Source organism: Curtobacterium pusillum (genome assembly GCF_007680845.1).
In the GTDB taxonomy this organism is placed as follows: domain Bacteria; phylum Actinomycetota; class Actinomycetes; order Actinomycetales; family Microbacteriaceae; genus Curtobacterium; species Curtobacterium pusillum_B.
The window spans coordinates 50,738-72,733 of record NZ_VEIY01000010.1; the positions used below are offsets into that span (position 1 = coordinate 50,738).

Below are 21,996 nucleotides of genomic sequence, written 5' to 3' on the forward strand. Positions count from 1 at the left end.
GGAGCAGGATGGACGCATGCCGTCGCCGAACCCCGCCTTCGTCCCGCCCACCACCCACACCACCCGCCCGGACATCCGGGGCACGTTCGGCGCAGCGGCGTCCACGCACTGGATCGCCACCGCCGTCGCACAGTCGGTGCTGGAGCGCGGCGGGAACGCGTTCGACGCCGCGACCGCCGGCGCGTTCGTCCTGCACGTCGTCGAACCGCACCTGAACGGTCCCGGGGGCGACCTCACCGCGGTGTTCGCGACGGCGACCAACCCGACCCCGACCGTCCTCGTCGGTCAGGGTCCGGCCCCGGCGGAGGCGACACCCGAGCACTACCGGTCGGAGGGCCTCGACCTCGTCCCCGGATCGGGTGCCCTGGCAGCGGCCGTGCCCGGCGCGGTCGACGCCCTGCTCCTGCTGCTCCGCGACCACGGCACGTGGGAGCTCGCCGACGTGCTCGCACCGGCCATCGGGTACGCGCGGGACGGTCACCCCGTCACACCCGCCGTCGTGCGGACGATCGGGGCCGTTCAGGACCTCTTCCGGCAGCACTGGCCCACCTCCGCAGCGCAGTGGCTGCCGGGAGGCGCGGTGCCGGCCCCAGGGGACACCATGCGCAACGAGGCGCTCGCCTCGGTGCTGGACCGGCTCGTCGCCGCCGGTGCCGGAGCCGGCAGCCGGTCGGGTCGCATCGACGCAGCCCGGACCGAGTGGGCCGAGGGGTTCGTCGCCGAGGCTGTCGACCGCTTCGCCCGCGAACCGCACCGGCACTCGTCCGGCACCGACCACGCCGGGGTGATCCGGGCGTCGGACCTCGCGGCCTTCCGGGCGACCTACGAGCCGGCGACGACCGCCGACTTCCGCGGTTGCACGATCGCGAAGACCGGCCCGTGGGGGCAGGGCCCAGCGCTCCTGCAGACCCTCCGGCTCCTCGAACCGCTCGACGACGCCCTGCTCGACCCGTCCACCGAGGTCGGTGCGCACACCGTCGCCGAGGCGCAGAAGCTCGCGCTCGCCGACCGCGAGGCGTTCTACGGCGACGGCGACGTCCCCCTCGACGTGCTGCTCTCCGACGCGTACACCGACGAGCGCCGTTCCCTCATCGGCGAGCGCGCCTCCGCGGAGCTCCGGCCGGGGACCGTCCGCTGGGTCGAGCACGTGCTGCCGCCGGTCCGCACGGCGGCCGAGGCGGAGGCCGCCGGCACCGCGCGTGCGCAGGGGGTGGGCGAACCGACCGTGCAGGTCGCTGCCGCCACCGTGCCCGTCGAGGACCGCGGCGAGCCGTTCGTCGCACCGAACGGCGAGACCCGCGGCGACACGGTCCACATCGACGTCGTCGACCGCTGGGGCAACATCGTCAGCGCGACCCCGTCCGGCGGGTGGCTGCAGTCGTCCCCCACGATCCCCGAGCTGGGGTTCTGCCTCGGCACCCGACTGCAGATGACCTGGCTCGAGGAGGGCACCGCCTCGACGCTCCGCCCCGGCGAGCGTCCGCGCACGACCCTCACGCCGACGCTCGTCCTCCGGGACGGCGTGCCCGTGCTCGCCCTCGGGTCACCGGGCGGCGACCAGCAGGACCAGTGGCAGCTGCTGTTCCTACTGCGCTGGATCGTCGGCGGGTACTCCCCGCAGCAGGCGATCGACGCTCCGGCGATGCACACGACGTCGTTCCCGGGGTCGTTCTGGCCGCGGACGTGGGAGCCGGCGGGACTCGTGGTCGAGGACCGACTCGGCGACGACGTCATCGCGGGGCTCGAGTCCCGCGGTCACGTGGTCACGCGTGCCGGCGACTGGTCCCTCGGCCGACTGTCCTGCGTGACGCGGGACCCGGAGCAGGGCGTGGTCGGCGCGGCGGCGAACTCCCGGGGCGCGCAGGGGTACGCGGCGGGCCGCTGACGCGACCGCGTGACGGACTGGAGGCGCGGTGCCGGCTGGCACCGCGCCTCCAGTCCGTCACCCGTCGCGTCTACCGACGCGAGGCCCGCACCCAGCGCACCACGTTCACGACGGGGTAGGCGAGGGCGATGATCGCGATGACGGCCATGCCGAGCGCGCCCGCGTACGCGCCGTCGGGCTGCGCCAAGATGAGCACGATGCGGACGACGGCGTTGATGCCGACCGCGGCGAGCACGAGGGACGCGACGATCCGCCACGCCAACCCGAGCCGGGTGACCGCTGCGGCGTCCGACGCCCCGGCACCCCGCTCCGGGGCCTCGTACGGGATCCCCATCGTGAAGCCCGCGTTCCCCCCGTCGCCCGAGTTGCGCGGCCGCGCGACGGCTTCGGTGTGATCGGCGTTCCCGGTCATGGTCCCCTCCAGCCCGGTGCCCCGGCGGGCCCGTTGCCTGACGCTACCGCCGGAGACCCCGATGCGGAAGGAACCGTTACCGAACCGAATTACACCGCCGGGACGATCAGGCGGTGGGCACCACGACGGCACGGCCGGACAGCTCGCCGGCCTCGAGCTTCCGGTAGGCCTCGAGCGCGTCGTCGAGGGAGTACCGCTCGACGTCGGGGACGATCTGCCCGGCGCGGTACATCGCGACGACCTCGTGCAGGTCCTCGATCGTGCCCCAGTACGTGTTCGTGAGCGTCGACTCGTACGGCGTCGAGAAGAAGCTCCACTCGGTGGTGCCCCCGGCGATCCCGACGACCGTGAGCCGTCCGCCGACGGCCATCGACGCCTGGGCCGTCTTGATCGTGGGGCTCGCTCCGACGAAGTCGAACGCGGCGTCGACGCCCTTGCCGCCGGTGATCTCCCGGATCGCGGCGACCTGGTCGGGTCCGCCGGGGACCGTGATCGCGCCACGGGCGGCGGCGCGGTCCATGGCGTCCTGCTTCATGTCGGTCGCGATGACCGTGGCACCGGTCAGTGCGGTGAGGATCTGGACGGCGATCTGGCCGAGGCCGCCGAGCCCCACGACGAGGGCGTACTTGCCGCCGCCCGCGAGGTTCGGCAGGGCGTTCTTGATCGCGTGGTACGGCGTGAGTGCAGCGTCGCTGAGCGGTGCCGCGGCGATCGGGTCGGCGTCGCCGAGCGGCACGAGGTTCCGTGCGGGGACGGTGACGTACTCGGCCATGCCGCCGTCGCGCCCGAGGCCGATGCCCAGGTACGGGTTCGTGGCGGCGTTCTCGCAGTAGGTGTCCTGCCCCTTCGAGCAGTACGTGCAGTGGCCGCACCCGACCGGGCCGTAGACGAGGTAGGCGTCGCCCGGGGTGAATCCCGTGACGCCGTCGCCGACCGATTCGACCCAGCCGGAGTTCTCGTGGCCGAGCACGAAGCCCGGCGCCAGGGATCCGGGCTGGCCCTCCTGGAACTCGCGGTACACGGCGACGTCCGAGTGGCACGCGCCGGCACCGGCGACCTTGAGCAACACCTCCCCCGGCCCGGGAGTGGGCTTCGGGACGTCCGTCAGGGACGGGGACGTCTGGTACTGCTCGAACACGACGGCGCGCATGGTGGCCTGCTTCCTTCTCACTGACTCGTGGTCCGTCGACTCGACTCGTCGGGGCGTCAGGAGGGGTGCGGCGTCGCGATCGGATCGGGTCGATCCGGAAGGCAAGACTACACCCGTTGCCTAAGTCGGGTCGGGGCACAGCACGCTCGTCGACCTGCGACTTCCCCGTGAGCCCGTTGCGAGAACGGTCGTTCTCCGCTTGACTCGGAGACGGCTCCACCCGGAGCACTCTCCCCACACGAAAGGAGCGGCCATGCCCACGCGCACCGCACGCACCGCCTGGAACGGCGGCCTCCAGGACGGCTCCGGCCAGGTCGAACTCTCCAGCTCGAAGGTCGGCACGTACGACGTCTCGTTCCCGAAGCGTGCCGCCGAGGACGCCGACGGCACCACGAGCCCCGAAGAACTCATCGCCGCCGCCCACTCCGCGTGCTACGCCATGCAGTTCTCCGCGATCCTCGGCGAAGCCGGCGGCACGGTCGAGGCCCTCGACGTCAAGGCCGACGTCTCGCTCGGCCCGGACACCGCCGGCGGCTTCAAGCTCACCGGCATCGTGCTCACCGTCACCGGCGAGGTCTCCGGTATCGACGAGGCGACCTTCCTCAAGGCGGCGGACGACGCGAAGGCGACGTGCCCGGTCAGCAAGGCGCTCACCGGCGTCGACATCACGCTGCACGCGACGCTCGAGCAGTAGACGCACCACCTGACGGACTGGAGGCGCGGTGCCGGCTGGCACCGCGCCTCCAGTCCGTCTCCACGTACGCTCCGCGCATTGACGCGCCCAGCCGACGTCCGGGCTCGCACCTCCGTGACTGGCACGATGGACGGATGGCCGAGCAGTTCCTCCCCGGTTCCCCGAGACCCGGGCGTCCACCCCGGCCACGCGTCCGGAGCCTCGCGCAGCACGACATCCGGGACGCCCGGGCACGGCTCCGCGGCACCCTCTACGAGGACGTCGCGCCCGACACCCGCCCGCGCGAGCAGTACTCGCCCGTGCAGATCGTCGACTTCTGCCTCGACCTGGCCGAGGTGATGCTCGCCTCCGGCGCCGACACCCGCAGCGTCGAGACGGCCGTGGTCGCGGTGTCGACCAAGTGGAACCTGGCGCCGCTCGAGCTCGACTTCTCGGGCAGCTCGGTGACGATCCAGTACGCGCCGGCCGACACCCCGCCGCTCGTCAAGATCCGATCCGTGCAGTCGGACGGGTCCGACCTGGACCGCCTCGCGAGGGCGAACCAGATCGTCGACGACCTCGTGCACGACGAACGCGACCTGACGAGCGCCGTGAGCGCCCTCGTCGCGGTCCTCCGACTCCCGAGTCGGTGGCCGCGCTGGACCGCCGACGTCGGACTGTCGATCCTCGGGATCTCGATCGCGGTGCAGGCCGGTGGCGGCTGGCGGGCCGGACTCGGGGCCTTCGTGCTCATGCTCGGGATCATCGTCTCCGGCCGGTGGCTGACCGGACGTGGCTTCCCGCAGTTCTTCGTCTCGGGGGCGCAGGGGGCGGTCGCGTCGGCGCTCGGCACGCTGGCGATCTGGGCGGGCGTCCTGCACCCCGGGCAAGCCGCCACGATGGTCGCCGCCCTCGTGGTGCTCCTCCTGCCCCACCCGTCGCTCGTCACGTGGGCGCAGGACGCGATCTCCGGCTTCCGGGCGATGGCCGTCGCCCGCGCCTTCTACATCGGGCTCGTGATCGCGGCGATCGTCGTCGGGGTCCCGGCGGGGATCGCGGCGACGAAGTGGCTCCACATCGAGGTCGACCCGTCGGGGATCGCCCTGCAGACCCTGCCGCTCTGGGCGTCACTCCTGCTGACCGTCGTCTCCGCGGCGGCGAACTGCTTCGTGCAGCAGGCGAGCGCCCGCGTGATCCCGGTCGCCGTGGTCTTCTCGGTGGCCGCCGGTGCCGCGCTCCGGGGGCTCCGCGAGTTGGGGATCCCGCTCCTCGGCGCGACGTTCATCGCCGCCGTGCTGCTCGGCGTCCTCGCGACCGTCGCAGCGGCACGGATGCGGACCGCGGTCGCGGCCATCTCGGTGCCGGCGTTCTGCGGGGCGCTCCTGCCGGGTGTGGCGGTCTCGAACGCGCTGCTCAACTTCATGTCCGGGTCGTCGAGCGCCGCACTGGACTTCGTCGCGGCGGTGTCCGTCGCGCTCGCCATCGGAGCGGGACTCGTGCTCGGCGGACTCGTGGCGACGCCGGGCGCACGGCGGGCACTCCGGCGGTCCCGGCGGGTCGTCGTGCACTCGGTGCACAACGACACCACCGCGATCCGGGTGATCCGCGACTCGGGCTACGACCCGGGGAACGGCACGGTGCCGCGCGCTCCGCGCTCGAGCTGAGCGGCGGCGGGCGGCCCCGACCCGAGTCTCGGCGTGGGCGACATCGCTCGCGCTCGTCGCCGCGAGAACCGTCGCTCAGCCCGAGACTCGGCGACGCCTACCCGAGACTCGGCGACGCGCCCCCGCGTCTCGGCGTCGCGCGGGTCAGCCCGCGTCGGAGACGGCGCTGGACACCGCGGTCGGCGCGTCGTACTCGCCGTCCGGGATCCGCTTCAGGGCGTCCAGGACGTCACCCTCCGCGCCCTCCTTCTCGGCGGTCGCGACGATGTCGTCCTTCGATGCCGGGTACTCGATGCCGCTGAGGTACTTCTGGACCTGGATCGGGTTCGCTGATGCCATGACGGTTCCTTCCATCGGGGACCCCACGCGTACGCGGCCTCCCCTCGGAGCCGGTCCGGCCACCGCGTTCAGCGGCTCAGATCTCCCAGCCGCCGTCGGTCCAGGTGGAGAGCCGGCGCGCGGCCTGCGGCTCGTAGCGCTCCATCCAGCCGCGCTCGAGCCGTGCGACGGCGCGGTCGAAGGCCGGGACGAGGTCGAGGTCCGACCGCAGGAGCGCCTGGAGCTGGAGCCCCTCGTACAGCGCGATGAGCTGCTCGGCGCCGCGGCGCGGGTCCATCGTGTGCGGCGCCCGGCCGACGGCGACGTCGTGCTCGAGCCCGCGCCGGATCTGGGCGTAGAAGAGCTGGTAGCGGGACCGGAGGTACGTCGCCATGGGGTGCTGCGGGTTGCCGGCGACGGACAGCAGCGCCACGAGGAGTCGCATCAGCGCGGGGTCCTGCGCGTTCGAGGCGACGATCGCCCGGAGGAGCTGGACCGTCGAGCCGTCACCGACCTCGCGCGTGACCTCGTCCATGCGGCCGCCGTTCCACCGGTCGACCGCGGCGAGCACGAGTCCGTCCCACGAGGGGAAGTGCTGCCGCAGTTCCTCGACGGGGATGCCGATCCGCTCGGCGACCAGCACGGCGTCGGCCTCGTGGAAGGGGACGTCGCGGAGCAGGTCGACGGTCGCGCCGACGATCGTGATCCGCAGGTGCAGGGTCGCCGCTGCTGCGGCAGCCGCCTGCGTGTCGGCGCTGGTGTGTTCGAGCATCGTGCCCTCCGTCGGTCCCCGGACGTCCTGTCCGTGTCACCCCGGCTCGGGGCACGTCCATCCAAACCGATATCGGGGGACACCAGAATCCCCGATCCGGGTGTCGGCATGTCGGGGGACAAGCGCACTGCTCGCAGCACGTTCGCGGCGATCCGTGTGACGATGCCGTCATGACCCCGAACGACTCCACCGCGCAGGGACTGGCGACCATGGCGTCCGCTGGCTTCGAGTTCGGCGGCGATGCCGACCAGGTCGCGCACGACGTCCGCACGATGTGGGAGCAACTCGGTCGCCCGGTGGGTGCGTTCGACGCCGCCGCCCGGGCGATCGCCGTGCTGCCCCAGCGCCCCGAGGTGCCGGTCGCCGACCAGGCCAGGCGGCGCGAGTTCGAGCGTGCGGTCGGCATCAACCCGGTCGAGGTCGAGCTCGCCGCCGCGTTGTCCGCCCGCGAGCTGCTCGAGCGGATGGCGAGGACCTGCAGCGCGCCCTGCTGACGTGACGTGACGGACGGGAGGCGCGGTGCCAGCCGGCACCGCGCCTCCCGTCGTCCTCCCGGTCGCCGCTACGGCGTCGGCATGCCGCCGTCGACGTGCAGGGTCTCCCCCACCACGTACGACGACTCGCCGCTGGCCAGGAACACGTACGCCGGCGCGAGCTCGGCGGGCTGACCCCAGCGACCGAGGTAGGTCTGCTCGCCGGCGGACGGCAGCGCCTCGGGCGGCTGCCCACCCGCGGGCTGCAGCGGGGTCCAGATCGGCCCCGGCGCCACGGCGTTCACGCGGATGCCCTTCGGCGCGAGCTGCGCGGCGAGGCCCTTCGCGAGGTTGTTCACGGTCGCCTTCGTCGCGGCGTAGTGCACGAGGTGCGGCGACGGTGCGTACGCCTGGATCGACGTGGTGTTGATGATCGTCGAGCCCGGCTGCAGGTGCGGCACGGCGGCCTTCGTGATGCGGAAGGTCGCGTAGGCGTTCGTCTTGAACGTCTCGTCGAACTCCTCGTCCGAGATCTTCGTGATGTCGTCGACGTTCTGCTGCTTGCCCGCGTTGTTCACGAGGATGTCGAGCCCACCGAGCTGCTCGACCGCGTCCGCGACGAGCTGCTCGCAGACCTCGAGCGACGTGATGTCACCGGGGAGCGTCACGGCCTTGCGTCCGGCCGCCTCGATGAGTCCGACGATGCGGTCGGCGTCCTCCTGCTCCTCGGGCAGGTAGGCGATCGCGACGTCGGCACCCTCGCGGGCGAAGGCGATCGCGACGGCGGCGCCGATCCCGGAGTCGCCGCCCGTGACGAGCGCCTTGCGCCCCTCGAGCCGACCCGAGCCGCGGTAGGTGTCCTCGCCGTGGTCGGCCGGGACGTTCTCCGCCATCTCCGCGTCGGTGCCCGCTCCGTCGAGGTACTGCTCGTCGGGCTTCTTGTCGGCGTACATCTTCGTCGGGTCCTGCATGCTGTACTGGTCGATCTGCTGGTCCGTCATGGCCCCGACGGTACGCACGCCTGCTTCCCGGGTCGTCCAGACGCGTGTCCCCCGCCGCGCACTCCGGCTGAATGTCACGGTCCGGTGACGACCAGGCTCCGATTCGGTAACACCCGTCGTCCAGGCCGGCCGGGGGTCGTACCGTCGACTGGTGACCTTCCGGACCGTGCTGGCGTTGAGCGCCGCAGCCCTCGCCTTCGCGGCGGGGTCGGTCGTCGTGGACGGCACGACCGGCTCCGGTGCCCTGTCGGCCGCAGCGGCCGAGGTCGCGCCGGAGTCCTCCGCGCACGACGCCGCGCGGGTCACCACCGCGAAGCTCAAGCGGGTCGACTCGATCGAACTCGACGCCGAGTCGCTCGTGTTCCGCCGCGGGTCGAAGACCGTCGTCGAAGCGTCGATGCGCGACTCCCGCACGACGGTGAGCCTCCTCAACCGACTGCTCGGCACCCCGTCACGGACGCAGACGGCCGAGGGCGACGGCGGCGCGTGCTTCCCGTCCGGCACGACCTACACGTGGGGCGGTGCGGTCCGCGTGGCAGCACTGACGACCCCGGCGCCGGCCGGCAACGCGGTCGAGATCCGCGTCCTCCGTGATGCCGTGTCGTCCCGGTTCGGCGGCGACGTCGAGCTGACCGGTCCGGACGGCGTCCAGGTCGGCGACGACCTCTCCGACGAGATCGCCGACGCCCCGAAGTCCGAGCGTGTGTCGTTCGGCTCCGACGACGCGAAGGCCTGGCAGCTCCTGCTGGAGTCGGGGTGGGCGCCGGCCGACGACCGCGACGCCGCGGACGACGACGACTCCGGCACGAACGGTGTCTCCGCCCTGACCGACGACACGACGGTCACGGTGCTCGGCTCCCCGATGCCGGTGCACGCCCAGCGCAGCTGCTGACCCCCGGCGCGCGCGGGCTCAGATCCGCAGCGTCGCCACCACCGGGAAGTGGTCGCTCGCGAACCAGGTCTCCGGTCCGTCGTGGTCGATGACGACCCGGTTCACCCCGGCGATCCCCTTGGTGAAGACCCAGTCGATGCGCTCGCCCGAGTCGACCGGCGGTGCCCAGTCGTTGAAGGTGGCCGTCCGGTCGTCCTGGTCGCCGCCGAGCACCCAGGCGTCCGCGAAGCCCGCGGCCGTGAGCACCCGGGTGGCCTCGCCCGCACCGGCGGCCTCGTTCCAGTCCCCCGCGACGACGACCGGTCCGTCAGTCGCGCTCAGCCGCTCGGCGATGAGCGCCGCGCTCTTCGCCCGGACCTCGTCGCCGTGCGGCCCCGGTTCGTGGTCGAGGTGCGTGGTGAGGAGCGTGAAGGCCTCGCCCTCGACGTCGACGAAGCGCGCGTGGTTCGCGACACGGGGGAACACGCTCGCCCAGGTGTTCGAGACGGGCTCGTCCGGGGTGTCCGACAGCCAGAAGGTGCCGTCGTCCACGGGGCGCACCCGACTGCGTCGGAAGAACACCGCGGCGTGCTCGCCCGCGGTGCCGCCCTCGCGCCCCTGGCCGAGGTCGCCGTGGTCGGGCAGACCGGCGCGGAGGTCGTCCATCTGGTGCGCGAACGCCTCCTGCACACAGAGCACGTCCGGGTCGTGCCGCCGGATCACGTCGAGCAACACGGGCAGCCGAGCCGGCCAGTCGTGCGCCGGGTCCGGGTTCTTCACGTTGTAGGTCATCAGGGTGATCGGACGCGCTGCGTTGCTCACCCGTCGAACCTACCGACTAGTTGATGCAGACGCCTTCCTTGCCGTAGCTCTTCACGTCCGTCGACGTGGGCTTCGGCTCCGACGCAGCGGGCTTCGACGCGGACGAACCGGAGGACCCGGAGCCCGTCGCGGGCGTGGAGGCAGTGCCACCGGCGGCCGGCACGGGGGTCGCGGTCTTGCCGTCGGACCCGAGGACGAGCGTCACGCCTGTCACCGCGGCGGTGCGCACGGCGACGGATCCCGGCACGACGGCGGCCACGGCCTTCGCCTGCTTCTCCATGCCGGCCGGGTACTGCACCTGGGTGGTCTTCGTGAGGTCGGACGAGCCGGGGGCGCCGACCTGGAAGCCGCGTGCGGTGAGGACCGACCCGGCCGCACTGGCCGCTCCGGTCACGCCGCTGCCGTTGAGCACGGTGACCGAGGTGCTCGCGGGCTGTGCGCGCCCGGCCTTGCTGTACTCCTCGGGTTCGCCGACGAGCCCCTGCACGAAGGCGGGCAGCCCGACGGTGTCGACCTGGACGATCGACAGCGGCGAGCCGTTCACCGTGATGGTCGGGGTCCCGAGGGTGGGGATCGTCGCGGACTGGATGTTGCCCGGGCGCAGGTTCCGCATCTGCGTCGCGAGGTTCACGAGGTCGGTGTCGGTCTGGATGGACCCGCCGACTGCCTTGAGGATGTTGCCGAGCTTGATCGGGTTGAGCAGGGTGCCGGCCGACAGGACCTTCCTGGCTTCCTGCGACAGGAAGTACTGCTGCCGGACGTTGCGGTCGAGGTCGCCGTTGGGCAGTCCGTGCCGCTGCCGGACGAACGACAGCGCCTGCTTCGCGTCGAGCGAGGAGTTGCCCTTCGGCAGGTTGACGCCGGAGTACGAGTCGTTGACCGCGTTGTTGAGGCAGACGTCGACCGGTCCGAGTTCCTTGACGACCTGGTAGAAGCCGAGCAGCGAGACCCGGACGTAGTGGTCGATCGTCAACCCGCTGAGGTTCTGGATCGTCTGGATGAGCAGCTTCGCGCCGCCGGTGTCCCCGCCGCCGTTCAAGGTGCCGTAGTAGAACGCGCTGTTGAGCTTGCCCTTGCCGACGTTCGGGATGTCGACGTACGAGTCGCGGGGGAAGGAGATCATCGTGGCCTGCGAGCCGTCGGCGTTGATGTGCAGCACGATCATCGTGTCGGTGTTCGTCGCACCGCCGTCCGACTGGGTGCTGAGCTCGGCCATCTGCTCCGGCGTCGCGTTGTCCGGCCGGTGGTCGTCGCCGACGAGCAGGATGTTCTGCGCCTGGCCGTCGACGTCGTCCTTCTTCGCCGTGTGGCCGGTGATCGCGTTGATCTTGGTGACGCCGTTCGACAGGGAGCCGTACGCGTACGCGGCGTACCCGCCGCTCAGCAGCAGCCCCATCGTGAGGACACCGGCGACGGCGGGGAGGACCACCCCGGCACGCCGCTTCTGGCGGCCGTGGCGCGGCGGCGTGGAGCCGCGTCGTCCGCGGCCGATCGTCTGCTCGGGCTCGTTGGTCACCCGGAAACCATAACGGGCACGTCTGCAGGGCGCGTGGAACGGCCCTGGCAGGTCTCCGCGATTCCGCCGACGAGCCCCTGCGCGTCGCCGGCGCTAGTCGCGCGACGGGAGCAGGTGGATCGCCTCCATGGCGAGCTCGGCGGCGATCGGGTCCTTCGCGCGCACGGCGTCCTTGAGCTTCTCGAGCTCGGGCAGGATGACGTCGGCCGGGACGAGCTCGGCGAGCTCCGGCACGCGGAGCTTGAAGGCGAGGCCGTCGGTCGTCGACTTGCACAGCTGCTCGAGGGACGCGTTCCCGCAGTGGTCGGCCCACATCGCGTAGATGCTCGCGCCGTTCTGGGCGACCTCGCCCTGGTGCTCGCGCTCGACCTGCGCCGTGACGTCGTCGAGCGTCTTCAGCACCTTCTTGCGCTGCGCGTCGGTGAAGCGCGGCGTGGCGAGCCGGGCCACACCGCCGTAGATCACGCCGAGCGTGCGGTACGCGTCGAGCAGCTCGTCCTTCGTCGGGGCGGCGACGCGGGTGTACCGGTTCGGCGCCATCTCGATGAGGCCCGCACGGGACAGCTCGGCGAGGGCTTCGCGGATCGGGGTCCGGGAGACACCGAGCCAGGCGATCAGGTCGTCGTCGTTGAGTCGCTCGCCCGGCTCGAGCGTGCCGTCCATGATGGCGTCCCGGATCTTGTCCTGCACGGTGTCACGGAGGAGCTTCCGCTCGGCTGCGGGCTGGGTCGAAGGAACTGGCATGGCACCAGCGTGTCACATGTGATGGGACGGACGCGACAGGCGCGACGGCCACCACGCTCGTCGGCCGAGGTCGTACGCCAGCGCGGGCACGAGCAGCGACCGGACGACGATCGTGTCGAGCAGGACGCCGAACGCCACGACGAACGCGATCTGCACGAGGAACAGGATCGGGATGACCCCGAGCGCGGCGAACGTCGCCGCCAGGACCACCCCGGCCGACGTGATCACCCCGCCGGTCACCCCGAGGCCGCGGAGAACGCCCTCGCGCGGACCGTGCCGGAGCGCTTCCTCGCGCACGCGGGTCATGAGGAAGATGTTGTAGTCCACGCCGAGCGCCACGAGGAAGACGAACGAGTAGAGCGGGACCGAGGGGTCCGCTCCGGGGAAGTGGAACACGTGGTCGAAGACGAGCGCGCCGACGCCGAGTGCCGCGGCGAACGACACGATCACGCTGCCGATGAGCACGAGGGGGGCGACGATGCTCCGGAGCAGCAGCATGAGGATCAGCAGGATGACGGCGAGCACGACGGGGATGATGAGCGTGCGGTCGCGGATGCCCGTGTCGTTCGTGTCCACGGCCGTCGCGGTCGCACCGCCGACGATCGCGTCCGGGTCGACCCGTTCGACGGCGGTCCGGAGCTCGCGGACGGTCTGCTCCGCGGCGTCGGAGTCGGCCGGGTCGGAGAGGGTGGCCTCGAGCAGGACGTCGCCGTGCGACACGGTCGGGTCCCAGCCCGCTGCGCCGGCACTCGCTCCGGTTCCCGTTCCCGGCACGGGCGTGGTGCCGGACGGCGAGTCCTTCGCCGCCACCACGACGCTGTCCACGCCGTGGACCGCGGTGATCGCGTCGGCGAGGTCGGCGGTCTTCGAGGCCGACCCGATGACCTCCGCCGGGCTGCCGGATCCGCCCGGGAAGTGGTCGGCCAGCACGTCCTGACCGTCGCGGGCCTGGGACGCCCCGATGACGAGGTCGCTCTGCGGGACGCCGTCGGCCTTGAGCCCGATGAGCCCGCTGCCCATCGCGAGGAGCCCCACGGTGCACACGATCCAGACGACCCGGGAGCGCCTGGCCACGAGCCGACCGACTCGCGCCCAGACCCCGCGGGCGTCGGGACCGGTGAGGTCTGGGTGCGGGGTGCCGTACTGCGGGCGGAGCGGCCAGAACGCCGCGCGGCGGAACGCGAGCAGCAGCGCGGGCAGCAGGGTCAGCGCGGACAGCAGGCTGAACGCGATGCCGATGGCCGCGACGGGCCCGAGCGCCTTGTTCGAGTTGAGGTCGGAGAGCAGGAGGCAGAGCACGCCGACGATGACCGTCCCACCGGACGCGAGGATCGGCTCGAGACTGCCCCGGAGTGCGGCCGTCGTGGCGTCCCACCCGCTGCGGTGGTCGCGGAGCGCCTCCCGGAAGCGTGCCGTGTAGAGGAGCGCGTAGTCGGTCGCGGCGCCGATGACGAGGATCGACAGGATGCCCTGCACCTGCCCGTTCACGGTGACGATGTCGGCCTTGGCGAGCCACCAGACGACGAGGATCGAGGCACAGAGGGCGAACGTCGCGGTGCCCAGCACGAGGATCGGCAGCAGCGGTGACCGGTAGACGACGATGAGGATCACGAACACCGCGGCGAGCGCCACCCCGAGCAGGATCCCGTCGATGCCGGCGAAGGCCTCCGTCAGGTCGGCGGTGAACCCCGCGGGACCCGTGACGTACCCGTGCAGACCGGACGGCAGGGCGTCGTCGACGGCCGCGCGGACGGCCTCGACCGCGTCGCCGGTGTCCGCGTCCTTCGTGAGCGTCGCGACGATCTCCACCGCTTCCCCGTCGTCGCTCGTGATGGTGGGACTGACGCCCTGCACGTCGTCGCGCTTCCCGAGCTGTTCGGCGAGGGCCGTCGCGGCGTCCTGGTCGGCCGCGGTGAGGCCGGTGTCGCGGGACAGCACGACGATCGCCGGGGCTCCGGAGGCCTGGCGGAACTCCGCGGCACGCTCCTGCACCTTCGTCGCGTCGGCCGATGCCGGCAGGAACGAGGTCTGGTCGGTGGTCGAGACCTCGGAGATCTTGCCGAAGAACGGACCGCCCACCGAGGCGATCGCGAGCCAGACCACGATGACGAGCGCGGGGACGACGATGCGGAGGGATCGGGACACGGGTCGATCGTACTCCGATGATCAGCATGCTGATTACTAGACGGATTGAGGGAAGGGCCTCCGTAGACTCGCAGGCATGGACGACGCCCCCGACGGATGGCCCCTCGGCCGACTCCTCTCGGCGGCGGCCCGCGCGGTCGAGCGGGACTGGGACGAGCGACTCCGCGCGATCGGACTCCCGCACGCTGCGCTCATCGCGATCGACATCCTCATCCGGACCGGCCCGACCGGCGCCGACACCCTGGCGCGGACGGCCCGTGTCCAACCGCAGACGATGTCCCGGACGCTCGAGCGCATGGAACGGGACGGGCTCGTCGAGCGCTCGCCACACCCCGAGGACCGTCGCCGGCGGGTCGTCACCGTGACGGATCACGGCCGGCAGGCGTGGGAGACCGCACGGCACATCGAGCGCGACGTCCTGCCGGACGACCCTGCCCTGCGCGGTGCCCTCACCGCGCTCCTCGACCGGACCCGGCGCCGGTGAGTTCCACCACCTGATATTCCAGATACGGTACACTCGATCAGTCGGTGCCAGGACCGACCCGATCCGCAGGAGTGCCGATGTCCGAACGCCGCGCCGCCCTCCGGGCCGCCGAGTCCACAGCGAAGCGGCGGAAGCGCCCGTTCCTCGTCGCCCTCGTCGGCACCCTCGGCGGCCTGATCGGCATCGCCGCCGTGATCGCCGTCGTCGCCGGGGTCTTCGTCGGCGGCCTCGCCCGGAGCTTCGACGCGGGCAAGGACGTCATCGCCGACCCGTTCCCGAACGGATCCCGCCCGGCACCGTCCGACGGGGCCCGGAACATCCTGCTCATCGGGTCGGACTCGCGCGGGCGCCTCGACCCCGACGGCGACCGGACGTCCGGCGGCCGCGCGGACACCCTGATGCTCGCGCACCTGCCGGCCGACCGGCAGGCCGTGTACCTCATGTCGATCATGCGCGACTCGTGGGTCGCGGTCCCCGGCCACGGCACCGCCAAGATCAACGCCGCGTACTCCTGGGGTGGCGTGCCGCTGACCGTGCAGACCGTCGAACAGCTCCTCGACGTCCGCATCGACCACGTCGCGGAGATCGACTTCCGCGGGTTCGCGGACATGACCGACGCCCTCGGCGGGGTGACCGTCGACTCCCGCCAGGCGTTCTCCGCCGGCGGGCACGAGTACCGCGCCGGCCCGAACCGCCTCGACGGCGACTCCGCCCTGGCGTTCGTCCGCGAACGGTACGCGTTCGCCGACGCCGACCACACCCGCGTGGTCAACCAGCAGGCGTTCATGCGCGGCGTCGTCGACGGACTGCTCTCGAGGGGCACCCTCACCAGCCCGGGCCGGATCCAGGACTTCGTCACGGCGACGAGAGCCCATCTCGCCGTGGACGGGGGACTCACCTTCCGGACCCTCGTCGGGCTCGGCTGGTCCCTCCGCGACGTCCGTTCGTCGGATCTCCGGACCTTCACGATGCCGACCGCCGGCGGGGGCACGTCGGCGGACGGCCAGTCCTACGTCGCGGTGAACACGCTCGCGGTGCAGTCGCTCTCGCAGGCGCTCCGGTCGAACGACCTGGCACGGTGGTTGCGGGACAACCCGCAGTAGCCCGGACAGCAGGACGCCCCCGGGACGATCGTCCACGGTCACGCTCGGTCACGGAGACGATCGGTCGCGGGGGCGTCCTGACGGTGCGATCAGGCCGGGAGCTGCAGCTTCTGGCCGGCGTACACCAGGTTCGCGTCGTCGATGGTCGACGTGTTCGCTGCCCAGAGCTTGTTCCAACCGCCGTCGATCTTCAGCTTCGTCGCGATGCTGTCGAGCGTCTCGCCCGACACGATCGTGTACGTCTTGCCGCTGGTCTTGACGGCCGCGGGCTTCGCCGGAGCGGCCGGGGCTGCGGGCGCGGCCTGCGGAGCGGCGGCCTGGGTGGCCGACTGCTGCGGGGCAGCGGCCTGCGGGGCGGCCTGCTCGGGCGCAGCCTGCTGGACGGGTGCCGGAGCGGCCGCCTGCGGGGCGGCACCGGCGGTGCCGCTCAGGCCGAGCTTCGCGGAGCAAGCGGGCCACGCACCCCAGCCCTGGGACGCGAGCACGCGCTCGGCGACGGCGATCTGCGCACCGCGGCTCGCGGAGGCCGGGTTGCCGGCGCCGCCGTTGGCCTGCCAGGTGCCGAGGGTGAACTGCAGGCCGCCGTAGTAGCCGTTGCCGGTGTTGATCGCCCAGTTGCCGCCGGACTCGCACTGCGCGAGGGCGTCCCAGGTCGAGCCGGATGCTGCGTTCGCGGGGGCTGCCGCGAGGCCGACTCCGGTCGCGGCGATGCCGGCGAACGCGAGGCCGCCGACGATGGTACGGGTACGAGAAAGCTTCTTCATGTCTGGTGCTCCACCGGGACCACACGTCGGAGATCGACGGCCGCTGCCCGTCCCGACCGGTCAGGGTCGAGTCGTGGGGGTGCGCCTCCGGGGGCAGTGGTCTCGTGCCGGGGCGCCTCGGTCGGCCACCATAGGAAACTCTTCACCGTTATCAAACCGAGACCAACGGTTCTACCCGTCAGTGCTATGCGCTGGACGCTCGAACCTGTACGCATCGATGCCCGGCAGCATGGCGATCGGGGCGAACCCGCAGGCGCCTCCTTGGCAATCCCCTGGCAATGGCGGTCCGGGGGTGCGAGGCGGCGGCGGGGTGCGCCTCCCGGACGACCGCCGTCAGCCCCGCGACAGGAGGGTGACGGCTTCGAGGTGCCCCGTCTGCGGGAACATGTCGAGCACGCGGGCGCGCCGGAGGCGGAGCGACGGCATGCGCTCGAGGTCCTTCGCGAGGGTCACCGGGTTGCAGCTCGAGTAGACGACGTGCTGGACGTCGGACTCCTCGAGCCAGGTGGACAGCGTCTCGCCGATCCCCCGCCGCGGCGGGTTCACCACGACGAGCTCCGGCAGCAGTTCCGGGCGGGACCGCAGCGCGTGCTCGGTCGCGTCGTCCGCGGCGAACCGCACACCGTCGAGGCCGGCGTCACGTGCGGACTGCTTCGCGGACCGGATCGCCTCGCGACTGGTCTCGATCCCCGTCACCGCGCGGCCGGGTCGCGCCGCGTGCAGGGCGAACCCGCCGACGCCGCAGTACAGGTCCCACATCGACGCCGGGGACACCTCGTCGATCCACGCAGCGGCCTGCGCGTACAGCTGGGTCGCGACGTGCGTGTTGGTCTGGAAGAAGCTCTGCGGCCGGAGGTGCATCGTGACGTCGCCGAGCCGCATCGACAGGGTCTCCTGCTCGGTGAGCACCACCTCGCGGTCACCCTCGGTCAGCGCCTTGTGCTCGGGCAACAGGTTCGCGGTGACGACGACCGCCCCGGGGAGCACCGACCGCAGCGCGCCGAGGGACCGTCGGAGGAGCGGGAGCTGCCCCTCGGACCGGAGGACGAACCGCACCATGAGCTCCCCGTCCGGCGACTCCGTGACGAGCACGAACTTCAGCTCACCCCGACGGGCGGCGACGTCGTACGGGATGAGCCCGACGGCGGCGATGAAGTCCGCGAGGATCGGCAGCGCCCGCTGGATCCCCGGCGTGCAGATGCCGCAGTGCCGCAGGTCGACGCCGCGCTGCCGGTGGTCCAGGATCCCGACGGTGGGGCGCTGCACGGTGCCGCCGACGACCATCTTCGCCTTGTTCCGGTACGCCGACTCGGGGCTGGTGATCGCCGGGAGCCACTCGACCGGGGTCCCCGTCGCGTCGAACGCAGCCTCCGTCGCGCCGTGCAGCAGCTCGCGCGTCCGGAGTTCCTTGTCGAGGACCTGATCGGCGTACGGCTGCCCCATGAGCGTGCACGAGCGACACACCCCGCGGTCGAAGTAGTCGCACTGCATGGCCCGGTCAGGATACGGCAGCGGCGTCCGTCGTCGTCGTCGCGATCCGGTACACGGACGTCGTGGCCGCCAAGAAGAGCGTCGTGCCGTCGTCGCCGCCGAAGCACAGGTTCGCGACCGTCTCCGGCACGGCGATCTCGCCGAGTCGCACGCCGGCGGGGTCGAACACGACGACGCCGCGGTGCGACGAGGACCAGACGTTGCCGTGCACGTCCACGCGGATCCCGTCCGGGGCGCCCTCGCCGGGTTCGAGCCGGGCGAACACCCGGCCGTTCTTCAGTCGGTCCCCGAGTGGGCCGTCGACCCGGTCGTACGCGCGGATCACGGGCTCCTCGCCCGACGAGCTCGCGATGTACAGGACCGCCTCGGTCGGGTCGAACGCCAGGCCGTTCGGTTCGTCGAGGTCCACGGCCACCGGACGGAGCCCCTCACCGTCGGGTCCGCACCGGAAGACCCAGTGGTCGCCGTACTCCCGCTCGCCGGGGTGCCCCTCGCGCGGCTGGGTGATCCCGTACGCCGGGTCCGTGAACCACACGCTGCCGTCGCGCGCGACCACGACGTCGTTCGGCGAGTTGAACCGGACGCCGTCGAACGCGTCGACGACCGGCGAGACCACGCCGTCCCGGTCCCGCTCCACCCGGCGGAGTCCGTGCGAGCACTGCACCACGCTGCCGTCCCGGTCGAGGGTGCGGCCGTTCGTGAACTCCACGCCGTCGGCGTAGGTGTCGACGGCGCCCGTGTCCGCGTGCCACTGCAGGATGCGGTCACCGGGGATGTCAGACCACCGGAGCGTCCGCGTCGCGGGGATCCAGCACGGGCCCTCCGCCCAGGTGCTGCCGGCGGCGATCTGCTCGAGCGCGTCGGGGTCGGGGACGAGGTCGGTGAACGACATGTGTTCTCCTTCGAACGGGCGTCGTGCCCAGCGTAGGACCGACGCCGCCTCAGTCGGCGGTCCGCGTGATGATCTCCCGCATCGCGTCGGCGGCTGCGTCGGGCTGGCCATTGGCGACCGCACGGACGAGTGCCACGTGCAGTCCCACGTCGTGCGCGTCCGGGCCGATGCCGGCCCGCTCGTCGAGTGCGCGCGCCACCACGCGGTGCAGCCGCCGGTACATCGCGTTCCCGGACAGCTCCAGGACGAGTCGGTGCAGGTCACGGTCGCTCTGGAGGAACGTGGCGGCGTCGTCCGGACCGGTGGCGGTGGCGAGACGGTCGGCGACGGCGAGGAGCGCCTCCAGTCCGGCGACGGAGGGACCGTCCGGCGCACGCGGTGCGTCGGCCACGCGGGCCGCTGCGGCCGCTGCCGCGGCCGGTTCGACCGCACGGCGGAGCGCGCGCAGCTCCGCGAGCGCGACCTCGCGGTCCGGTCCCGCCGTGCGCCAACCGATCACCCGCGGGTCGAGCACGTCCCACGAGGCCTCGGGCAGCACCCGGAGGCCGACCCGACGGCCGGCGCTGAGGAGGCCGAGCCCGACGAGGACGCGGACAGCCTCGCGCACGATGCTCCGGCTCGCCCCGGTGCGGGCCACGAACCCGTCGATGCTCTCGGTGTGTCCCGGCGGCAGGGTGCGGTCGACGATCGCGGCGCCGAGCTCGTCGAGCACCCGGTCGAAGATCACCGCTGCGACACCGGCGACACCACGAGCTCGTCGATCCGCACGTGCGACGGCGCCTCGAGCACGAAGGACACGGTGCGGGCGACGTCCGCCGGCTGGAGCATGACCGCGCGCGCCTCGGCATCGGGCACCGTCGGGCGCTGGTCGAGGAAGTCGGTCGCGACGTCGCCGGGGCAGAGGTGCGTGGCGCGGACCCCGTGCGCGGCCTCCTGCTGGTTGAGCGTCCGGACGACGGAACCGAGCGCGGTCTTCGACGCCGAGTAGGCGACCCCCGCGCCCGGTTGGAAGGACCACCCCGCGTACGAGGAGACGACCACCACGACGCCGCCGGACGCCCGGAGCGCCGGGAGCGCGGCGTCGACGACGGTCACCACGGCGGTCAGGTTCGTGTCCACGATCGACCGGAAGGTGCCGAGGTCCTGGTCGTCCCACCGACGCTCCGGCGCGTTCAGCCCTGCGGCGAGCACGAGGGCGTCGAGGCGCCCGTGCCGCTCGAGCACCGCGTCCCGGGCAGCCGCCACCGCATCCGGGTCCGCTGCGTCGAGCGGTTGCACGTCCGCGGTCCCGCCGGCGGCGCGGATCGCGCTCGCGACCTCCTCGAGGCGGTCGGTGCGGCGGCCACTCAGCACGACCGTCCACCCGTCGGCAGCGGCCGCGCGGGCGGACGCGGCACCCATGCCGCTCCCGCCGCCGGTGATCCAGAGGACTCGCTCGTCGGTCATGGCGGAATAGTATGCCTATTGACGTGCGGCCGGACCACGACCGCCCGACGACGGGAGCGACGATGCACCTCGACCTGACCGACCGCGTGGTCGTCGTGACCGGGGCCGCGCGCGGCATCGGCCGGACGATCGCGGCACGATTCCACGCCGAGGGCTGCCGGGTCGTCGCGCTCGACCTCGCGTTCGACGACGCGACGCCCGACGACGTCGACCGGGTCGTGTGCAACGTCGCCGACCCCGACTCCGTGCGGGCCGCCGTGGTCACCGTCGTCGAGCGGCACGGCACGATCGACGTGCTCGTGAACAACGCCGGCATCAATGTCGAGGGCACGGTCGCCGAACTCGAGTGGGAGGCCTGGCGCCGCTGCATGGACGTCAACCTCGGTGGGGCGTTCCTCATGAGCCAGGCCGTGGCTCCGGTGATGCAGGCCGCCGGGCGGGGACGGATCATCAACGCGGCGTCGTTCGCGGCGATCGTCCCGAGTGTCGGCAGCGCTGCCTACGCGGCGTCGAAGTCGGCCGTCGTCGCCTTCACCCGGGTCCTCGCGTCGGAGCTCGGGCCGTGGGACATCACCGTCAACGCGTACGCGCCGGGCATGGTGCCGACGGCGATGAACGGGTTCGCGACGATGCCGGCCGAGGCGCAGGACCGGCTCCTCGACACGCTGTCGCTCCGGCGGTGGGAGACGCCCGACGACGTCGCGGACCTGCTCGTGTTCGTCGCGAGCGACGCCGCGGGCTACATCACCGGGACGCTCCTCGACGTCTCCGGCGGCAAGTTGGCGACGCAGATCCCGGCCCGGGCGCACGGGCGCTGACGCGCGCGGCGCGGCCGCGCGGCGCGGGCGTCGAACCACGGGAACGACATCGAACCAGGGCGACCACGCGGTTCGACGTCGGGAACGTGGTTCCGAGCGGACGGGGCGGGGGCGACCCGCGCCTCCAGGCCGCTCAGCGCAGCATGCGCTCCAGCAGCACACGGAGCTCGCGCCGCTTAGCCGCCGGCAACCGCACCGTCAGGGGCAGCAGTGCGTCGCGCATCGCGGCCTCGAGCGAGCGGGCGACCTCGTGCCCGGCTTCGGTCAGCACCACCTCGACGGCGCGGGCGTCGTCGGGGTCCGGCTCCCGCGCGAGCAGCCCCTTCGCGGAGGCCCGCGCGACGAGCCCGGTCATCGTCGACTTCTCGAGCCCGAGGTACTCCGCCAGGTCACCGATCCGCAGCCGCCGGTCACGCAGGATCGCGAGCACGCGCAGCTGCGTCAAGGACAGCCCGGCGTCCGCCGCGAGGTCCGTGAGCGCGCCCATGGTCCGGAACGCCGCGTGCCCGAGGGCATCGACGAGCCGGTCGTCCTCCGTCGTCTCCTGCACGG

At 72.5% G+C, this 21,996-nt stretch carries 23 protein-coding genes; 8 read left to right on the top strand and 15 right to left on the bottom strand.

Features of this window, described 5'->3' with window-relative positions; genetic code table 11:
- The first annotated feature begins 16 nt into the window (after positions 1-16).
- Positions 17-1,885 carry a gamma-glutamyltransferase family protein gene (locus tag FS825_RS17120; protein WP_144715399.1) on the top strand — a complete coding sequence of 623 codons (1,869 nt, stop codon included), beginning with the start codon at positions 17-19 and terminating at the stop codon, positions 1,883-1,885.
- A gap of 70 nt (positions 1,886-1,955) precedes the next feature.
- On the opposite strand, the gene FS825_RS17125 is transcribed toward FS825_RS17120, so the two are convergent.
- Both FS825_RS17125 and FS825_RS17130 read right to left on the bottom strand, forming a co-directional pair.
- Positions 1,956-2,297 (bottom strand): hypothetical protein, encoded by a 342-nt coding sequence (locus tag FS825_RS17125; RefSeq protein ID WP_144715401.1) that lies wholly within the window; start codon positions 2,295-2,297, stop codon positions 1,956-1,958.
- Positions 2,298-2,403: 106 nt separating this feature from the next.
- On the bottom strand, positions 2,404-3,447 hold the full coding sequence (locus FS825_RS17130) for an NAD(P)-dependent alcohol dehydrogenase (protein WP_144715403.1): 1,044 nt from the start codon (positions 3,445-3,447) through the stop codon (positions 2,404-2,406).
- Between the two features lie 253 nt (positions 3,448-3,700).
- Between FS825_RS17130 and FS825_RS17135 the strand changes: the two genes are divergently transcribed.
- Both FS825_RS17135 and FS825_RS17140 read left to right on the top strand, forming a co-directional pair.
- A complete protein-coding gene (locus FS825_RS17135) occupies positions 3,701-4,141 on the top strand; it encodes an OsmC family peroxiredoxin (protein ID WP_144715405.1) in 441 nt (146 codons plus the stop codon).
- A 134-nt stretch (positions 4,142-4,275) separates the two neighbouring features.
- A complete protein-coding gene (locus tag FS825_RS17140; RefSeq protein WP_144715407.1) occupies positions 4,276-5,784 on the top strand; it encodes a threonine/serine exporter family protein in 1,509 nt (502 codons plus the stop codon).
- Between the two features lie 144 nt (positions 5,785-5,928).
- Here FS825_RS17140 and FS825_RS17145 read toward each other — a convergent pair whose 3' ends face one another.
- Positions 5,929-6,123 carry a DUF2795 domain-containing protein gene (locus FS825_RS17145; protein ID WP_144715409.1) on the bottom strand — a complete coding sequence of 65 codons (195 nt, stop codon included), beginning with the start codon at positions 6,121-6,123 and terminating at the stop codon, positions 5,929-5,931.
- A gap of 76 nt (positions 6,124-6,199) precedes the next feature.
- Entirely contained in the window at positions 6,200-6,874 is a 675-nt protein-coding gene (locus FS825_RS17150; protein WP_144715411.1) for a TetR/AcrR family transcriptional regulator, read from the bottom strand.
- Between the two features lie 170 nt (positions 6,875-7,044).
- Between FS825_RS17150 and FS825_RS17155 the strand changes: the two genes are divergently transcribed.
- Complete coding sequence (locus FS825_RS17155) at positions 7,045-7,368, top strand: hypothetical protein (protein ID WP_144715413.1); 324 nt, start codon at positions 7,045-7,047, stop codon at positions 7,366-7,368.
- 68 nt (positions 7,369-7,436) lie between these two features.
- Here the strand turns inward: FS825_RS17155 and FS825_RS17160 are convergent, their stop codons facing one another.
- Complete coding sequence (locus FS825_RS17160) at positions 7,437-8,348, bottom strand: SDR family oxidoreductase (protein WP_144715415.1); 912 nt, start codon at positions 8,346-8,348, stop codon at positions 7,437-7,439.
- A gap of 151 nt (positions 8,349-8,499) precedes the next feature.
- Here FS825_RS17160 and FS825_RS17165 point away from each other — a divergent pair, with 151 nt between their 5' ends.
- Positions 8,500-9,240: a hypothetical protein gene (locus FS825_RS17165; RefSeq protein ID WP_144715417.1), complete on the top strand. Its 741-nt coding sequence runs from the start codon at positions 8,500-8,502 to the stop codon at positions 9,238-9,240.
- Between the two features lie 18 nt (positions 9,241-9,258).
- Here the strand turns inward: FS825_RS17165 and FS825_RS17170 are convergent, their stop codons facing one another.
- The 4 genes from FS825_RS17170 to FS825_RS17185 all read right to left on the bottom strand — a co-directional run bounded on the left by FS825_RS17170 (position 9,259) and on the right by FS825_RS17185 (position 14,446).
- Positions 9,259-10,041: an endonuclease/exonuclease/phosphatase family protein gene (locus FS825_RS17170; RefSeq protein ID WP_144715419.1), complete on the bottom strand. Its 783-nt coding sequence runs from the start codon at positions 10,039-10,041 to the stop codon at positions 9,259-9,261.
- 16 nt (positions 10,042-10,057) lie between these two features.
- Positions 10,058-11,557 (bottom strand): LCP family protein, encoded by a 1,500-nt coding sequence (locus FS825_RS17175; protein ID WP_144715421.1) that lies wholly within the window; start codon positions 11,555-11,557, stop codon positions 10,058-10,060.
- A 93-nt stretch (positions 11,558-11,650) separates the two neighbouring features.
- Positions 11,651-12,301: a GntR family transcriptional regulator gene (locus tag FS825_RS17180; RefSeq protein ID WP_144715423.1), complete on the bottom strand. Its 651-nt coding sequence runs from the start codon at positions 12,299-12,301 to the stop codon at positions 11,651-11,653.
- Positions 12,302-12,313: 12 nt separating this feature from the next.
- Positions 12,314-14,446: an MMPL family transporter gene (locus tag FS825_RS17185; protein ID WP_144715425.1), complete on the bottom strand. Its 2,133-nt coding sequence runs from the start codon at positions 14,444-14,446 to the stop codon at positions 12,314-12,316.
- A 76-nt stretch (positions 14,447-14,522) separates the two neighbouring features.
- Between FS825_RS17185 and FS825_RS17190 the strand changes: the two genes are divergently transcribed.
- Together FS825_RS17190 and FS825_RS17195 are read left to right on the top strand one after the other, a co-directional pair.
- The gene (locus tag FS825_RS17190) at positions 14,523-14,930 is read left to right on the top strand and encodes a MarR family winged helix-turn-helix transcriptional regulator (protein ID WP_144715427.1); all 408 of its coding nucleotides are present in this window, start codon (positions 14,523-14,525) and stop codon (positions 14,928-14,930) included.
- A 77-nt stretch (positions 14,931-15,007) separates the two neighbouring features.
- The gene (locus FS825_RS17195) at positions 15,008-16,033 is read left to right on the top strand and encodes an LCP family protein (protein WP_144715429.1); all 1,026 of its coding nucleotides are present in this window, start codon (positions 15,008-15,010) and stop codon (positions 16,031-16,033) included.
- Positions 16,034-16,122: 89 nt separating this feature from the next.
- Here the strand turns inward: FS825_RS17195 and FS825_RS19085 are convergent, their stop codons facing one another.
- The 5 genes from FS825_RS19085 to FS825_RS17220 all read right to left on the bottom strand — a co-directional run bounded on the left by FS825_RS19085 (position 16,123) and on the right by FS825_RS17220 (position 20,626).
- Positions 16,123-16,797 (bottom strand): LysM peptidoglycan-binding domain-containing protein, encoded by a 675-nt coding sequence (locus tag FS825_RS19085; RefSeq protein WP_144715431.1) that lies wholly within the window; start codon positions 16,795-16,797, stop codon positions 16,123-16,125.
- 333 nt (positions 16,798-17,130) lie between these two features.
- Positions 17,131-18,288 (bottom strand): 23S rRNA (uracil(747)-C(5))-methyltransferase RlmC, encoded by a 1,158-nt coding sequence (gene rlmC / locus FS825_RS17205; protein ID WP_144715433.1) that lies wholly within the window; start codon positions 18,286-18,288, stop codon positions 17,131-17,133.
- Between the two features lie 7 nt (positions 18,289-18,295).
- On the bottom strand, positions 18,296-19,180 hold the full coding sequence (locus FS825_RS17210) for an SMP-30/gluconolactonase/LRE family protein (RefSeq protein WP_144715435.1): 885 nt from the start codon (positions 19,178-19,180) through the stop codon (positions 18,296-18,298).
- A gap of 49 nt (positions 19,181-19,229) precedes the next feature.
- A complete protein-coding gene (locus FS825_RS17215; RefSeq protein WP_144715437.1) occupies positions 19,230-19,907 on the bottom strand; it encodes a FadR/GntR family transcriptional regulator in 678 nt (225 codons plus the stop codon).
- Positions 19,904-20,626 carry an SDR family oxidoreductase gene (locus FS825_RS17220; protein ID WP_144715438.1) on the bottom strand — a complete coding sequence of 241 codons (723 nt, stop codon included), beginning with the start codon at positions 20,624-20,626 and terminating at the stop codon, positions 19,904-19,906. Before FS825_RS17220 ends, FS825_RS17215 begins: the two co-directional genes overlap by 4 nt.
- 62 nt (positions 20,627-20,688) lie before the next feature.
- Between FS825_RS17220 and FS825_RS17225 the strand changes: the two genes are divergently transcribed.
- Positions 20,689-21,444, top strand: coding sequence for an SDR family NAD(P)-dependent oxidoreductase (locus FS825_RS17225; protein WP_144715440.1), 756 nt, complete (start codon positions 20,689-20,691; stop codon positions 21,442-21,444).
- A gap of 133 nt (positions 21,445-21,577) precedes the next feature.
- Here the strand turns inward: FS825_RS17225 and FS825_RS17230 are convergent, their stop codons facing one another.
- On the bottom strand, positions 21,578-21,994 hold the full coding sequence (locus FS825_RS17230; protein WP_222126961.1) for a MarR family winged helix-turn-helix transcriptional regulator: 417 nt from the start codon (positions 21,992-21,994) through the stop codon (positions 21,578-21,580).
- Positions 21,995-21,996 lie beyond the last annotated feature (2 nt).

Excerpts from the sequence above, each read along its gene's own strand:
- FS825_RS17120 (WP_144715399.1), top strand. The coding sequence starts at position 17 with ATGCCGTCGCCGAACCCCGCCTTCGTCCCGCCCACCACCCACACCACC.
- FS825_RS17125 (WP_144715401.1), bottom strand. The coding sequence starts at position 2,297 with ATGACCGGGAACGCCGATCACACCGAAGCCGTCGCGCGGCCGCGCAAC.
- FS825_RS17130 (WP_144715403.1), bottom strand. The coding sequence starts at position 3,447 with ATGCGCGCCGTCGTGTTCGAGCAGTACCAGACGTCCCCGTCCCTGACG.
- FS825_RS17135 (WP_144715405.1), top strand. The coding sequence starts at position 3,701 with ATGCCCACGCGCACCGCACGCACCGCCTGGAACGGCGGCCTCCAGGAC.
- FS825_RS17140 (WP_144715407.1), top strand. The coding sequence starts at position 4,276 with ATGGCCGAGCAGTTCCTCCCCGGTTCCCCGAGACCCGGGCGTCCACCC.
- FS825_RS17145 (WP_144715409.1), bottom strand. The coding sequence starts at position 6,123 with ATGGCATCAGCGAACCCGATCCAGGTCCAGAAGTACCTCAGCGGCATC.
- FS825_RS17150 (WP_144715411.1), bottom strand. The coding sequence starts at position 6,874 with ATGCTCGAACACACCAGCGCCGACACGCAGGCGGCTGCCGCAGCAGCG.
- FS825_RS17155 (WP_144715413.1), top strand. The coding sequence starts at position 7,045 with ATGACCCCGAACGACTCCACCGCGCAGGGACTGGCGACCATGGCGTCC.
- FS825_RS17160 (WP_144715415.1), bottom strand. The coding sequence starts at position 8,348 with ATGACGGACCAGCAGATCGACCAGTACAGCATGCAGGACCCGACGAAG.
- FS825_RS17180 (WP_144715423.1), bottom strand. The coding sequence starts at position 12,301 with ATGCCAGTTCCTTCGACCCAGCCCGCAGCCGAGCGGAAGCTCCTCCGT.
- FS825_RS17190 (WP_144715427.1), top strand. The coding sequence starts at position 14,523 with ATGGACGACGCCCCCGACGGATGGCCCCTCGGCCGACTCCTCTCGGCG.
- FS825_RS17195 (WP_144715429.1), top strand. The coding sequence starts at position 15,008 with ATGTCCGAACGCCGCGCCGCCCTCCGGGCCGCCGAGTCCACAGCGAAG.
- FS825_RS19085 (WP_144715431.1), bottom strand. The coding sequence starts at position 16,797 with ATGAAGAAGCTTTCTCGTACCCGTACCATCGTCGGCGGCCTCGCGTTC.
- rlmC (WP_144715433.1), bottom strand. The coding sequence starts at position 18,288 with ATGCAGTGCGACTACTTCGACCGCGGGGTGTGTCGCTCGTGCACGCTC.
- FS825_RS17210 (WP_144715435.1), bottom strand. The coding sequence starts at position 19,180 with ATGTCGTTCACCGACCTCGTCCCCGACCCCGACGCGCTCGAGCAGATC.
- FS825_RS17220 (WP_144715438.1), bottom strand. The coding sequence starts at position 20,626 with ATGACCGACGAGCGAGTCCTCTGGATCACCGGCGGCGGGAGCGGCATG.
- FS825_RS17225 (WP_144715440.1), top strand. The coding sequence starts at position 20,689 with ATGCACCTCGACCTGACCGACCGCGTGGTCGTCGTGACCGGGGCCGCG.